The organism is Paenibacillus amylolyticus, assembly GCF_050990605.1.
Lineage (GTDB): Bacteria > Bacillota > Bacilli > Paenibacillales > Paenibacillaceae > Paenibacillus > Paenibacillus amylolyticus_H.
This window is the reverse complement of sequence record NZ_CP158832.1, coordinates 1765282-1779978: the sequence shown is the minus strand read 5'-3', so window position 1 is coordinate 1779978 and position 14697 is coordinate 1765282. Positions and strand designations below refer to the sequence as shown.

Here is a 14697-nt window from a genome sequence, read left to right as displayed (position 1 = left end):
GTCTTTGTCAACGCTTTTGGTTCAATGGTTCACATGAAAAAATTCATGGATCAACAGTTATTATAATTGCCGAGATCACTTGCGTCAAGACCTGTCAACAATCCTGAACGCAGCACTTCGCATTCCGGGCAATGATGACATATTTGCACTTTGTCTTCAAAGATCTGGCATATGGTTGAGATGATCGGCAGCTCCGGGGTACGTGTATGAAGCATGACTTTCTCAGGAGAGATCGAGATGAGTGTACTTACAATCATATCTTCAATATCCATCTCCAGTTCCAGACCCGGCATTTCCACAACGACCTGTTCATCTTTTTGCACGGGTAACAGATTAAGTCCAGCATCCAGGACCTGAAATTCATGCATTCCCTTGTGTACAAGATGAACCAGAGGTACTTTGGCTTCTTGAAAAAATACAAAATATTTTAACAGCCCCATAAACTCTTCATACTGCCGATCCATCCAGAACTCATCCAGCGCATACTCCACTAATTCCTGAAGCTCCTGCTTATATGGACGTATACGGAAATTGATAATACCTTCAAGGTGAAAAAAGTGAACATCCTCCAAATCCTGCCGTAGTCCACTGGCTAATGTAGTACGGCGGCGCTCCCGAAGTCCGGGCTGATCCAGATCACCATTTAATAGAAGTGGCATGCAGATTCGATTGACTTTCTCCATCTCATGTTCATCCATGACAGAACATGCCTTGGCGATCATATCCTCCACCATGCTTCGTTCTTGTGTCTCCATAATGAAGTCGGCGAGTCCAAGGGATATCAGATCACTGATCCGGGGAAGCCATTGCTGGAAGTCTTCGTGATTCTCATTCCCTCTGCACACCCAGGTTGCTCTTCCATCATTATGTTTGAAGGTGAGCCGAAATCCTCTTTTACTTATATGTAAACCTTTGGTTTTTTCCTTGACACAACGATAAAATTGATCCGCTTCCTCTTGACCCGATACATCGGTCCATACAGCAAACAGTTCCACAAGAATCACTCCTTTCCTTCCTGTTCAAAGTATATGGCAAGGCCGATGGGGATATACGAAGCGGATTGATGGAAAGCGTGTCATGATTTCTCAGTATATTATGAAGAGGTTTGGAGTTAAGACAAAAATGTGTTATTATTTTAATAACAGTATGTTTCACGGAAAAGGAGGGAAGCCAAAATGAGACAACAACCTAGAATACTTCACTACACGATCATTATCATTTTGTGCGTTTTCCAAGCCTTGTGCTTCCCTATTCCGATGCAGTCCGAATCTGCTGTTGGGGTGTCTGTAGAAGCAACTTCCAACAAAGAAGTGCTGTTGCAAATATCCGAATCCCAGCAGAAACCTGCCATTCGCAAATCCCCACAAGTCATGTCCAAGCTGATTGCGGTTACGCATAATAAGCCTGTCTTTCTTGTCCTCGCATTGTTATTGATGCTGCGAATCCCTACAACGGGTCTGTCCTTTAAACCGTTGTATTGTCTGTTTAAACGCAGATTATTTCTGCTACCTATTAAGTTTACCAGCATGTATGTATCCCTCACCCCTATAGCACCAAAATACGCAAACGCTCTCCACTAGCCGTTACAACGTATTTACAGGTTGCTTTTGCATGGAGACACCTCTGTATTTAAGACGGTGTGCTTGTGCATAACTTATAACCCTTTTAGCACACGTTAGATAAACCGATGTTTATGACAGTACCACACACACCGACAAATTCAAATCATATGGCTGTGTCAGGAATTTCTGGCTCTGTTTACCCGCATCTTTTGATGTTCCTTCGAGCAGCAGATTAATTATTTTCGGGAAATAAGCCTGTCTTCTGTGGCCAGCCCCTAATTATAAGGAGGCAATAATCCATGGATGTACGCGAAACAGACTTGCCGGGGATCGGCAAAAAATTTCAGATCGAAACAAGCGGCGGTGATAAAATTGTCATTATTATTCACGATGACGGTCGCCGGGAAATGTACCACTTCGAGTATGATGATCCCGATCAAAGCATCTCGATGATCACACTTGACGATTACGAAGCACGACAGATTGCTGCCATTGTTGGTGGACTCACTTACAAACCAAAGCAGCTTGAGAATATCGAAGTTACGTTTGACGACCTGATTATCGAGTGGTACAAAATCGAACCATCCTTTGGGTCTATCGGAAAATCCATCGGTGAACTGGACGTGCGTCAAAACTCTGGGGCAACAGTAATTGCCGTTGTAGAGAAAAATCACAAAAAATATATCAGCCCAGGTCCGGAGGTCGTTATCAGTGCAGAATCTACGGTAGTAGCCGTTGGCGAACGCAATCAACAGAAACTGTTTAAATCCCTCCTCCTGACTGGAAGGGGGTAAATAGATGGATCATTTGATATTCGAAGTAGGTCTGGCCCTTGTGCTCATTGCGGCAGCCGGCCTTTTATCGGCAAAACTAAGATTTTCGGTCGTTCCTTTTTATATTCTGATCGGGATGGCCGTAGGCCCACATGCCATGCATATATGGCACTTGGACTTCCGTTTTATCGAAAGCCAGCCTTTTATCGAGTTTATGGGACGCATAGGTATCCTGTTCCTTCTCTTCTACCTTGGACTTGAATTCTCGGTAGGTCGTTTAATTAAATCGGGTCGCTCTATTGCAGTGGGCGGCTCGATCTACATTGGGATCAACTTTACACTGGGACTGATTTTTGGTTTTGCTTCAGGTTTCCCGGTTGCAGAAGCACTTATTATCGCAGGTATAACTACCATCTCTTCCAGTGCCATCGTGGCCAAGGTACTCGTCGATTTAAAACGAACGGCCAACCCGGAAACCGAGATGATATTGGGTATTATTATGTTCGAAGATGTATTCCTCGCTGTATATATCTCGATCTTGTCCGGACTTGTACTCAGTAGTTCATCCTCTGTTGGAGGTGTACTCGTATCCGCACTAGTGGCCCTTGGATTTATGCTTATCGTGATTATCCTTGGACGCAAAGCAACACCGCTACTAAACAAATTGCTTAAAATTCGATCAAATGAGTTATTCTCTCTCGTTGTATTTGGAGCCTTGTTCCTGGTAGCCGGTTTCTCTGAGACCATTCATGTTGCCGAAGCGATCGGCGCATTACTGGTTGGTCTGGTGCTTGCTGAAACAGAACACGCAAAACGGATTGAGCACTTGATTCTGCCGTTCCGTGACTTCTTTGGAGCCATCTTCTTCTTCAGCTTTGGATTGTCCATTGATCCGTTGTCCCTGGGTGGCGAAGCTATATGGCTGGCCCTGATTGCAGTTGTTATTACACTGTTCGGTAACTTCCTGGCAGGCATGCTGGCCGGACGCAGTGCAGGACTATCACCCAAAGCATCGGCCAATATCGGATTAACCATTGTGTCACGGGGTGAATTCTCTATCATCTTGGCGAACATGGGTAAAGCCGGAGGACTGTTGCCATTGATTCAACCGTTTGCCGCGCTGTATGTCCTTATTCTGGCCATTCTGGGTCCTTTATTAACCAAAGAGTCCAAGCATGTATTCCGTTTATTGGATAAAATATTCAAATTCAAAGATCCTCGGAAAAAGAAAGAAGAACCAAAGGTCCTGCAGAAAGAAGGATAATTCCCTATGTCTGTACAGAACAGACATACTAACGTACTTCGCGGCTCTTACGCCGATCTTTCTGTGACTAACCCAGGGAGAATGGCTCGAAAGCCGCACTAAGGAGGATGACCTATGGAAGCACCTCTGATATCGGCTAATCCGGTGCCAAACACCGCCAAGAACAGGATATCGTCTACCCGCCGCTGGTTAAACCTGCTTCTTGTTATTGCGGGCGGAATTCTGGCCTCCGTGGGACTTGAATTATTCTTACACCCCAATAAAATTATTATTGGAGGCATTACAGGCATTTCCTCACTCTTCGCCCACTGGACTGAAATGAGGATTGGACTGTTCCTATTTTTATTCAATGTTCCGTTTATATTTCTGTCTTACAAGATTGTGCAGAAGAAATTTGTACTGGTTACTGTTCTGGGTCTGGTTGTCTTTTCGATCGGTGCCATTGTGCTTCATCCCATGCCGCCACTTGTAGAGCATCCACTGGCTGCTGCCATGTTTGGCGGATTATGCCTCGGACTCGGAATTGGGCTCGTCGTGCGGTATGGTGGGACACTGGATACGCTCGAAATCGGTGATCCGTCTTCCCGCCCACCAGAGCGTGTATTTAGCGGAAAACGGATGCTTATCGAAAAAATAATCATGCTGCTTAACTTGTTGATACTGACAGCCGCTGGTGTTGTCTTTGGCTGGGACCAAGCGATGTATTCCGTAATCGCCTATCTTATTGCTTATGAAATGGTGTACATTGCGTTCAGAGGCTTCTCTTCCAAGCGCAGAGTATGCATTTTGACCACACAAAGCTCTCAAGTTGAAAAAGCTGTACGCAAACGGCTGCGCCGTGAACCTGGAACGCTGGAAGCCACGTCTGACTCAACACAACTCGCGATGACTGAAGGATGGATCAAACAGATCCCCGGTGCACTTTATTATGAAGTACACGTCTTGGAGATGATCTGGCTAAAATCCATTGTTCGTCACATTGATCCACATGCGGGCATTGTAACAAATCCGGAAAAATAATAGCTCATGTAAGTTGAACTAAAGATATTTACACTGACACTACAATGACAGAACAACCTTCCAATCGGCTGTTATCCCCAGATTTTTTTGATTCCCTTTTCTCAAGGGAAAAATCCGGGGATAAAGGCGAACGCTTCGCTTTTTCAGGTTTTTTCTGTCCTCTTCGTTATCGTGTAATTTTAATTCAACTTACAAAAAACGCTCTCTTCCCCTATGGATGGACAGTATTGTCCACCAAGGTCAGAGAGCGTTTTTTTCTGTTATTATAATTAATTGATATTATAGTTCAACGATAGCTTTGACTACATGTGAATCTGGCAATAGCCATTGGTCTATTGCAGTAGGTAACTCATCAAATTTCACTCGGTGTGTGATATAACCATCCATGCTTAATTTCTTTTGACGCAACGTTGACAGGACCTGTTCAAAATCTTCTCGGGTGGCATTTCGACTGCCCAGCATGCTCATCTCCCGCTTGTGAAACTCAGGATCATGGAAGGTAATATCCGCTTTCACCAGACCCACGAAAATGAGTTGACCACTATGCGCTACATATTGAATGGCCTCATTCATGGAATTCACGTTACCTGTTGCATCGAAGACAGCCGTAGCATAGTCGCCTCCCGTGATTTCAGCCACTTGTTGTACGGTATGTTCATTGGCCTGTACCAGGTCATCTGCTCCGGCCCAAGTCCGGCTAAGTTCCAGCCTGTCCAGATTACGATCAACGGCAATAACACGGGCTCCCGCCTGTTTGGCAAATGCCATCACACCAAGTCCGATAGGGCCAGCTCCAATCACAACCACATGCTCACCAGGCTTAATTCCCGCTCTCCTGACCGCATGGGCTCCAATGCTTAAGGGTTCTACCATTGCGGTCTCATCCAGTGTCAAACCTTCTGCTGAGAGCAGATGTGAGACAGGCACACTGATTCTTTCTCTCATGCCTCCGTCTACGTGCACACCCATGACTTGCATGGACGCACAACAATTGGTTTTTCCACTGCGACATGCAATACAGTGACCGCAGTGCAGATACGGAATAATGCTTACCTGATCCCCAGGCTGTAACCCAGCCCCATTTGGACCGATTTCTTCAATCACACCCGCCAGTTCATGACCAAGTACACGAGGATAGGTAAAGAATGGCTGGTTGCCTTTGTACGCATGCAAATCCGTTCCACAGATCCCAATCCGCCGAATGGCAACCAATGCCTCCCCTTCTGATCGTTCCGGTTGAGGCAGATCTTGCAGCTCCAAACGGTCTATGTCTTCACACACAATGGCTCTCATCGTTGTTCCCCCTTGGATGTTTCTGAAGTGGTATTGCTGTGCATTGTATTATATTCAGGACGTCCGCTTGACCACGTCTCATTATGCAATGGTGCCAGAATGCACAGTACTTCATCCAGCAGATCCTGATTTATCGGCTCCTCTATCCAGGCTGCGTTATTCAGGATATTGCGCTGGCTGGCACTACTCACCAGTGTTGTTGGAATACGTTCATTCGCCGTAGAGAATTGCACGGCCAGCTTGGCAATGTCACTGCCTTGTTCTGCACAGAAGCGGGCAGCTTTCAGACAGAGCTCTTTCACCCGTTCATCTGCCGGATGCCAGGCAGGAGCACCTCGGGTACTTAACAAGCCCATAGACAGAGGCGAAGCATTTACGAGGCCAATTTCTTTCTTTTCCAACAAAGGCAACAAAGATAACAATGAGGTATCGTTTAATGAATAATGACAATACGAGATGATCGCATCCGCATTGATCTGTGGCAGAACCTTCTCGAACAACGGCAAGGGCAATCCGCAAATCCCAGCATGACGAATAACTCCCTGTTCTTTCAGACGCAGCAACGTTGGAAAAGCTTCTTCGATAATAATCTCTGCTGGCACAAATTCAATATCATGCAGGAACAAAATATCAATATAGTCGGTATGCAATCGCTTGAGGCTCTCTTGTACACTATCCTGAATCCGCTTACGTGAAAAATCAAACTCATTTTCCCCATACCGTCCGGCTTTGGTTGATAACATATATGAACTGCGCGGCAAGCTGCGGATGGCTTCACCCAACACCGTCTCCGCCTTTGTCAGCCCGTAGTAAGGCGAAACGTCTATGTAATTCATCCCCGCATCTACAGCCGCATGTACAGTGCGAACCCCTTCGTCCCGGTCAATGTCACGAAATACAGAACCGAGTGAGGATGCTCCAAAGCTCAATACAGGTACGTCCAGTTCCGTCTTGCCAAGTCTTCTTTTTTTCATTGGTCTACCCCTTCCAGCATGTCTGACTACACAAGTTCCCTTTCATTGTAACAGTTCAATTTCAATATAAAATATCGTCAATTGCGTAACATGTACTGTTTAATGACCTCGAACCGCATAAAGAAATCTAAAAGCCCGCCGTTTCTCCATACGGAGTAGTCAGCGGGCTTGCTTCATAAATACTCATCTAACAATCAGCAGTTATGGAAGTAGTATTCAAATAATCAGGATTAGTTCTGCATTACGAAATCTTCATGCACGGAATTCTCTTCGTCGAACATGCGCACAATCTCGTATCGGGTGTTACGTTGTGCCGGAATATAACCGGACTCTCGAATCAAACGCAGAATGGATTCAATGTTCACTTTGTAAGTTGCACCAGCAGCAGATACAACGTTCTCTTCAATCATGGTGCTACCGAAGTCATTACAGCCAAATTCAAGCGACTTCTTACCGATCTCAGGACCCATGGTTACCCAAGAGGATTGAATGTTCTTGATATTATCCAGCACTAGGCGGCTAATGGCCACAGTCTTCAGGTACTCTTCCGGAGTCTGACGCTCCAGCTTAAGGTTGGTATTGTCTGGCTGGAAAGTCCAAGGAATGAATGCCAGGAAACCTTCGGAGTCATACTTGTTCGCAATACATTCGTCCTGAGCTTCACGTACACGGAGCAAGTGCAATGCACGCTCTTCCATCGATTCACCAAGGCCGATAACCATCGTAGCCGTGGTGTTCATACCGATGCGGTGTGCAGTTTGCATAACGTCCATCCAATCCCGCCATGAACCTTTCAAGCGGCTAATCTTCCGACGTGTGCGGTCATCCAGAATTTCAGCGCCGCCGCCAGGCAAGGAATCCAGTCCAGCTTCGTGAATGGCACGGACAACCTCTTCCAATGTAAGACCATCGGATACTTCAACCATTTTCATAATCTCAGCTGGCGAGAAAGAGTGCATGGTGATGTTCGGGAAACGCTCTTTGATGGCTTTCAACAGGTCTGTATAATAGCTGAAAGGCAAGTTTGGATTCGTTCCCCCTTGCATCAAAATCTCGGTACCATTCACATCTTCCGTTTCCTGAATCTTCTGGAAAATGACTTCGTCCGGCAGCACATAACCTTCATCCGATCCAGGTCTGCGGTAGAAAGCACAAAAACGGCAGTACACATCACACACGTTCGTGTAGTTGACGTTACGCCCAATTACAAATGTTCTGTATGGTTCAGGGTGCATGCGCTTCATAATGACATTAGCAGCTGCCCCGATTTTGTCCACTTCATTGGATTCAAATAACTGAATCGTGTCTTCCAAGTCCAAACGTTCGCCCCGAAGGGCTTTATCTAAGATACGGTCTACCGTACTCATCGTAAAAAAGCCTCCCTCATGAAGAGAAATTATATAACGATCCGTCCCAACTTGTTCAAGAGAACCAAGTTCTGGTGGCAACATCGCATTTCTGTACTCCACATATCGTAACACAGGTTACATGTGAAAAAAAGCACCTTATGTACAGGTGCTTTAAAAATAAGTAAAAATTTTTACATATGGAATGGAATTTATTCGAACTTAAATGATACGGTTAGGCGTATTTGGACACTTCACTTTTGCTAGGATTCCTGAAGCGCTTGCTCCAAATCTACAATGAGATCTTCGATATCTTCCAGACCTACGGAGAAGCGCAGCAACCCATCTGTAATGCCACGGTCATGGCGAACCTCAGCGGGCATTGCCGCATGAGACATCATGGCTGGGTAGGACAGAATACTCTCTACAGCTCCCAAGCTTACAGCAACAATGGGTAGTTTCACCCGGTTAAGAACTGCTTTTGCGCGATCACCTGAACCGACGTCAAATGAAACGACAGCTCCATATCCCGTTGACTGACGCTCATGTGCCTCGCGGCCCGGATGATCCTCCAGTCCAGGATAAAAGACAGCGGTAATATCACTGCGCTCATTAAGCCATGCCGCCAGTTTGGCTGTGCTCCGTTCACTATGAGCCATGCGAGCGCCCAAAGTTTTCATGCCGCGCATCAGAAGCCAGGATTCCTGTGCTCCAAGTACAGTTCCAAGTCCATTTTGCAACTGTTTCAGTTGTACGCCAAGTGATTCCGTGCGAGCAACGGCTAACCCTGCCAGTACATCACTGTGACCTCCGAGAAACTTCGTAGCACTATGTACGACGATGTCCACACCAAGCTCAATTGGACGCTGATAGTACGGTGTCATAAAGGTGTTGTCTAGAATCGTGATCAAGTCATGTTCCTTCGACCAGTCAGTTACGGCAGCGATATCCGTAATACGCAGGGTTGGGTTGGACGGTGTTTCCATATAAACTGCCTTGGTGTTCGGCTTGAGTGCCGCTTTTACTTCATCTATATTGGTCATGTCTACAAAGGTTGTCTCGATCTGCATACGGCTTAATATGGAAGTAAGCAAACGATATGTACCTCCATATACGTCTTCCGTTACAATCATGTGATCCCCTGCGGAGAACATCATGAACACACTGGAGATCGCAGCCATTCCCGAAGAATAGGCGAATCCTCGTGCGCCGCCCTCCAACAATGTGATGTAATCTTCCAAAGCCTGACGTGTCGGATTACCCGAACGACTGTAATCATGTTGAGGCGGATTGAAGATATCAAAATGATGGAAGGTTGATGCTTGGTAGATCGGTACACTGGAGGCCCCAGTCGTTTTGTCAATCTCATCGCCAAAATGGAGCAACTTAGTATCAAATTTCAACTCGGCATTGGGCTTGTGGTTGGACTCACTCATGAGTGCACGCCTCCTTCCACTTCCTGTTGTGCAGCTGTCAGAGCATTGCCGAGATCTGCAATCAGATCATCCGCATGTTCAATGCCTACGGAGAAGCGGAGAAGACGGTCATCCACACCTACGGCATCACGAATTTCAAGCGGAATATCCGCATGCGTTTGCACTGCTGGGTAGGTCATCAGTGATTCCACTCCACCGAGACTTTCGGCAAAAGCAATGAGTTTGATATGACGCAGCAAGGGTTCAACATAACGTGCATCCTTCACTTTGAAAGAGAAGATACCTGTGTTACCCGTGGATTGTTTGTTCTGTATCTCATACCCCGGATGATCTGATAGGCCTGGATGATACACTTCAACCACCGCTGGGTGCTCAAGCAAGTATTTGGCAATAGTAAGTGCATTGTGCTCATGACGCTCCATGCGAAGAGCCAGCGTTTTCATACCTTTCATCAACTGGTACGAGTCACTTGGAGATAATACCGCTCCAATGGAATTATGCAGGAAAGCCATTTCCGCAGATAACGCTTCACCCTTGGTTATAATTAATCCGGCCAGCACATCATTGTGTCCGCCCAGATATTTGGTAGCGCTATGAATGATGATATCGGCACCCAGTTCAATCGGACGTTGGAAAAATGGAGTCAACAACGTGTTGTCAACAATGGTCAACAGGTTGTAACTTTTCGCCCAGGAAGCAACGGCTTCCACATCGGTGATCATCATCAGTGGATTGGTTGGTGTCTCAATAAATACAGCTTTTGTATTCGGCTGACGAACCTTCTCCAGTGCTGCAAGGTCATTCGTGTCCACATAACTTGCGGTTACACCAAAACGGGACAAGATGCGTTCAAGCAGGCGATAGGTTCCACCATACAGATCCAGCGATACAATCAGATGATCCCCTTGACCAAACATGGCAAAGATCGTTTGCAGTGCGGCCATACCCGAGCTGCACGCAAACCCTGCATCACCGGACTCCAGTGCTGCGGCTGCTTCTTCCAATACTTTACGGGTTGGATTCGTCGTACGAATATAATCAAACCCCGTGCTTTGTCCAAGCTTCGGGTGGCGAAACGCAGTGGATTGATAGATCGGAAAGTTAATGGCGCCTGTTACCGGTTCATTGATGGACCCAATTTGTGCTAAGCGGCTTTCGATTTTCAACTTGTTGTTGTCTTCCATTGCTGCATCCTCCTGTAATCTCGATTAGATTTGCGGGCCAATATCGTAAGGTGTCTCTTGATACACATAGTAATTGAGCCAGTTAGAGAATAATAAATTGGCATGAGCGCGCCAAGTAGCTGGTGGCACACGGGATGGGTCGTCATTCGGATAATAATGTCTAGGCAAAGCGATATCCAACCCTTTGGCTACATCCCGATCATACTCCCACTTTAATGAGAACGGGTCATACTCGGCATGTCCTGTGGCAAAAATCTGTTTGCCGTCTTTGGTAGCAACCAGGAAGATACCCGCTTCCTCGGATTCAGCCAAAATCTCTAAATTCTCATTCTTTTTAACATCTTCGCGTCTCACTTCCGTATGACGGGAATGTGGAACGTTGAATACTTCATCGAATCCACGCAACAACGGAACATGTGGTTTGTTGATGGTATGTGGGAAAACGCCAAAACACTTCTCATCCAGTGCAACCTTAGGTACGTTAAAATGATGGTATAAACCTGCCTGGGAAGCCCAACATATATGAAGGGTCGAAGTCACATTAGTTTTGGTCCATTCAAAGATCTCCTGGATTTCATTCCAATAGTTCACGTCTTCGAAATCCATCTGTTCCACAGGGGCACCGGTAATGATCATTCCATCGAAACGACGATGCTCAATCTCATCAAAGGTTTTATAGAACAAATCCAGATATTCCTGAGATGTATTCTTTGATGTGTGAGACTTGGGATGTACGAGAACAACATCCACCTGGATAGGCGTGTTTCCCACCAGACGAAGCAATTGTGTTTCGGTCGTTTCCTTTGTAGGCATCAGGTTTAATATAGCGATACGGAGTGGACGAATATCCTGCTGGTAGGCAGAAGTTTCATCCATGACGAAGATATTCTCTCCTTCAAGTACTTCTTTTGCGGGTAGAGTATCAGGAATTTTGATTGGCATGTGAGTCTAACTCCTCCTTGTGCATAGATAGATGCAGCTAACGCTGGCATGATGTCTTCACATCAATACAGTTATAGACTGCCTTGAGCTTGTAAAAACATTGAATTGCTCTTTCATCCAACGTTACAAACGACCTCAAGTTCCTTAGCGAAAATCACTGCTGAGAAGTCGGGGCATATGACAAAGACCTTCCTCGGATTTCGAGAAAGGTCATATGTAAATAGATATGCGCCTCTCTCATCTCTCAGTTACAACAGTGCCACTTGACACTTAGTCGCTGCAAGAATTAGCACCGTGCGGTTTACCGCCGGTTGCCGGGTTTCATCGGGCCAGTCCCTCCACCTACTCTTGATAAGATTTCGCTGTATTAGATTGTAATTGAATATGGTTCACCGTCTACTTTATTACATTAATGTCCTCACGTCAAGTTGCAGTTCTATGTCTGCTTCCCAGATCGGAACCGTTCATCATCCGTTGTCATACACTGCCTCAGAGCGCGAAATAGACACATTTTTGCGCTTGAAAGCACCTTGTACCAGCGGTATACTAAACAAGGTGTTATAAACCCTTATGTGAGAGGTGACATATTAAATGGATGGCGACCCGAGGCCTGACTGGCAGCCGAATTCCGACAAACTGCATAGAGAATTGACATCAGCATGCCGGCAGCGGGACGTGACTTCCGTTTGATTATATAGTGAACGCAGCCCTGATCTCCAGGCTCCGCTGCCGACCGGCTGATTTGTTCTTTTTGCGCCCATAATGATAATATCCGCCAAGTTGGCGGGTGCAGAAGGAGTAGATTAACGATGAAAATCCGGTTGGTAAACAACGGTGTATTTATTCCGGTGGACGACATTCAGCAGGCGCTGACTCCACCAGCGGAAGGATTTTACTGGATTGATGCAGACGTAGACGATTTGGCGGTACTTCAGCCGCTGTTCTTGATGCATGATCTGGCTGTGGAAGACTGTCTTAGTGACGAAGAACAACGTCCGAAGATTGAAATTTATGAGAACCATTATTTTATTGTGATTAATAGCATCCGTTTCGATGATGAAGAGATATTTCTACGTGCAGTCAACCTGTTCCTCGGCAGACATTTCATTATTAGTGTTACAAAGCAAAAGGTCAGCGAATTGCGCACACTGAAACCAATCCTGTGGGAACAGGAAATCAGTACACCGGATCGTCTGCTGTATTTGCTGGTTGACTTGATTGTTGATAATTATTTCACCGTAGGTGACCGAATTGAAGCACGGATCGAGAAGCTTGAGGAAGACATTCTAATGCACACCAAAAAGTCACATCTGAATGAAATCATCGGGCTGCGCAGTGAGATTCTGTGGCTGAAGAAAGTCCTTGGACCTCAGAAAGAGGTCATTAACACCCTGAACAAAAAAGATCTGCGTCTCATTGATGATCAGCTTCAAAAATATTTCAGTGACATCTATGAGAATGCCGTAAAAATATCGGAGACCTTTGAGACTTATCGGGACCTGATGGGCAACTTGCGAGAAGCCTATCAATCCAGTATTGCGAACCGGGCGAATGAGATCATGCGGGTGTTTACCGCCATTACTACGGTCTTCATGCCGCTGACGGTCATCACCGGTATATACGGCATGAACTTTACGAATATGCCAGAGCTTAACTGGAAATACAGTTATTTTGTTGTGATTGGCCTGATGGTCACTCTGGGCCTGAGCATGTTCTTCATTTTCCGTAAGAAAGACTGGGTATGAACTCGTATGAAATAATAAAGACGAAGCGCTCCTCTGGGAGAAACGCCTCGTCTTTTTTCATTTCTGATCATTAACCAACATTCTTCTCTGTCTCTGCGTGCCGACGAAAGCGGATTCGAATCATGCGCAGTCTTTCATAGACCTGCTCCAGACTTCCTCCGTCGGGCTTCTCTCCTCCATACACCTTATGTAATACCGGCTTCAGGAACGTATCTCCCAGCTCCTCATACGCACTCCATACAGCCTCTTGTTCGTTCTCTGGCATCACTGCCAGCTCCACATCAAGAAGACAATCGGTGTCATAGCCTTCGAGATCCAGTGTCTCTAAAAGCTCAATCAATTCGCGTCGGGATAACCCGGATCGATGAACAATCTCCTCTAACGTATAGCCTTCCTTCATGCCTTCAAGCACCTGCTTGCGCGTGGTGAACTTGTCGAGTTCCTGCTTGTACTTCTGCTCTCTCTGCTTATACAGCCAGCTCTCATACTCTTCTTCCTTCAGCGCCGTGTAGACCCATTCCAGCGGGAATGTCGTTGAACGCTCCAATCCATTGGTAATCTCCATCCATTCCGCACCATAGTCGGTTGCTTTGCTTTCCCCCACACCCGGCAGTTGCATCAGTTCATCCAGCGATTGCGGAACAAAGGCACTGATCAAACGCAGCAGACGATTCGTTGCAATAAAATACGGTGCCTTGCGGTCAGATACGGCTCTCTTCCTGCGCCATGTGCACAGATCCGTATATAACTGTTCATTGCCGTATAACTCACTGTAACAATGCAGCCGCTGTCCACCATAACTGCGTGATTTCAAATCATCATTCTCATGAAATAACCCCTGCAACTGCGGTCGGTACCCCTCACTCATCTGGATGGCAAGCTGATGACGGTAAATATGAATCAACTCCTCCCAAGAAGTCCCTTCATACCAGATGCTGTCCTCACGCTCTCCTTCCTCGTAGCGACTCCATCCCAGCTGCCAACTATCCTCCTCTTCCCCAATCCATAGCTGTGCATATTCTGCATTCTGATCTGACATTCTGGACAATCTGTTCATGAAAATGACTTCCATTTTCCGTTCCCTCCCTTTAACATTTCAGCCTATTACGGGTTAGTTATGCTACCTGCAGGCAGCACAAAAAACACCTCTCCTGCAAA

At 46.1% G+C, this 14697-nt stretch carries 13 protein-coding genes and 1 riboswitch; of the genes, 5 read left to right on the top strand and 8 right to left on the bottom strand.

Features of this window, described 5'->3' with window-relative positions:
• Positions 1-50 precede the first annotated feature (50 nt).
• On the bottom strand, positions 51-1004 hold the full coding sequence (locus ABTV53_RS08205; RefSeq protein ID WP_433752212.1) for a putative sporulation protein YtxC: 954 nt from the start codon (positions 1002-1004) through the stop codon (positions 51-53).
• A 171-nt stretch (positions 1005-1175) separates the two neighbouring features.
• Between ABTV53_RS08205 and ABTV53_RS08200 the strand changes: the two genes are divergently transcribed.
• The 4 genes from ABTV53_RS08200 (at position 1176) to ABTV53_RS08185 (ending at position 4619) form a co-directional block, all read left to right on the top strand.
• A complete protein-coding gene (locus ABTV53_RS08200; protein ID WP_433752210.1) occupies positions 1176-1580 on the top strand; it encodes a hypothetical protein in 405 nt (134 codons plus the stop codon).
• 281 nt (positions 1581-1861) lie between these two features.
• Complete coding sequence (locus ABTV53_RS08195; RefSeq protein ID WP_433752208.1) at positions 1862-2356, top strand: cation:proton antiporter regulatory subunit; 495 nt, start codon at positions 1862-1864, stop codon at positions 2354-2356.
• A 4-nt stretch (positions 2357-2360) separates the two neighbouring features.
• The gene (locus tag ABTV53_RS08190; RefSeq protein WP_433752206.1) at positions 2361-3599 is read left to right on the top strand and encodes a cation:proton antiporter; all 1239 of its coding nucleotides are present in this window, start codon (positions 2361-2363) and stop codon (positions 3597-3599) included.
• Between the two features lie 114 nt (positions 3600-3713).
• A complete protein-coding gene (locus ABTV53_RS08185) occupies positions 3714-4619 on the top strand; it encodes a YitT family protein (RefSeq protein WP_433752204.1) in 906 nt (301 codons plus the stop codon).
• Between the two features lie 279 nt (positions 4620-4898).
• Here ABTV53_RS08185 and ABTV53_RS08180 read toward each other — a convergent pair whose 3' ends face one another.
• The 6 genes from ABTV53_RS08180 to metA form a co-directional block, all read right to left on the bottom strand.
• Positions 4899-5912: a zinc-binding alcohol dehydrogenase family protein gene (locus tag ABTV53_RS08180; protein WP_433752203.1), complete on the bottom strand. Its 1014-nt coding sequence runs from the start codon at positions 5910-5912 to the stop codon at positions 4899-4901.
• Positions 5909-6886 carry an aldo/keto reductase gene (locus ABTV53_RS08175; protein ID WP_433752201.1) on the bottom strand — a complete coding sequence of 326 codons (978 nt, stop codon included), beginning with the start codon at positions 6884-6886 and terminating at the stop codon, positions 5909-5911. The genes ABTV53_RS08180 and ABTV53_RS08175 overlap by 4 nt, the downstream gene beginning before the upstream one ends.
• Positions 6887-7116: 230 nt before the next feature.
• On the bottom strand, positions 7117-8253 hold the full coding sequence (gene mqnC, locus ABTV53_RS08170; RefSeq protein ID WP_215076942.1) for a cyclic dehypoxanthinyl futalosine synthase: 1137 nt from the start codon (positions 8251-8253) through the stop codon (positions 7117-7119).
• 242 nt (positions 8254-8495) lie between these two features.
• Positions 8496-9668, bottom strand: a complete 1173-nt coding sequence (locus ABTV53_RS08165) for a trans-sulfuration enzyme family protein (RefSeq protein ID WP_433752199.1) — start codon at positions 9666-9668, stop codon at positions 8496-8498.
• Positions 9665-10852: a PLP-dependent transferase gene (locus ABTV53_RS08160; RefSeq protein ID WP_091032745.1), complete on the bottom strand. Its 1188-nt coding sequence runs from the start codon at positions 10850-10852 to the stop codon at positions 9665-9667. The genes ABTV53_RS08165 and ABTV53_RS08160 overlap by 4 nt, the downstream gene beginning before the upstream one ends.
• A gap of 24 nt (positions 10853-10876) precedes the next feature.
• Positions 10877-11794, bottom strand: a complete 918-nt coding sequence (gene metA, locus ABTV53_RS08155; RefSeq protein WP_433752197.1) for a homoserine O-acetyltransferase MetA — start codon at positions 11792-11794, stop codon at positions 10877-10879.
• Positions 11795-12028: 234 nt separating this feature from the next.
• Positions 12029-12152, bottom strand: a riboswitch (SAM riboswitch).
• 451 nt (positions 12153-12603) lie between these two features.
• Between metA and corA the strand changes: the two genes are divergently transcribed.
• Positions 12604-13539, top strand: a complete 936-nt coding sequence (gene corA / locus ABTV53_RS08150; RefSeq protein WP_062833460.1) for a magnesium/cobalt transporter CorA — start codon at positions 12604-12606, stop codon at positions 13537-13539.
• Between the two features lie 70 nt (positions 13540-13609).
• Here corA and ABTV53_RS08145 read toward each other — a convergent pair whose 3' ends face one another.
• A complete protein-coding gene (locus ABTV53_RS08145; RefSeq protein ID WP_433752195.1) occupies positions 13610-14611 on the bottom strand; it encodes an HRDC domain-containing protein in 1002 nt (333 codons plus the stop codon).
• Positions 14612-14697: the final 86 nt, after the last annotated feature.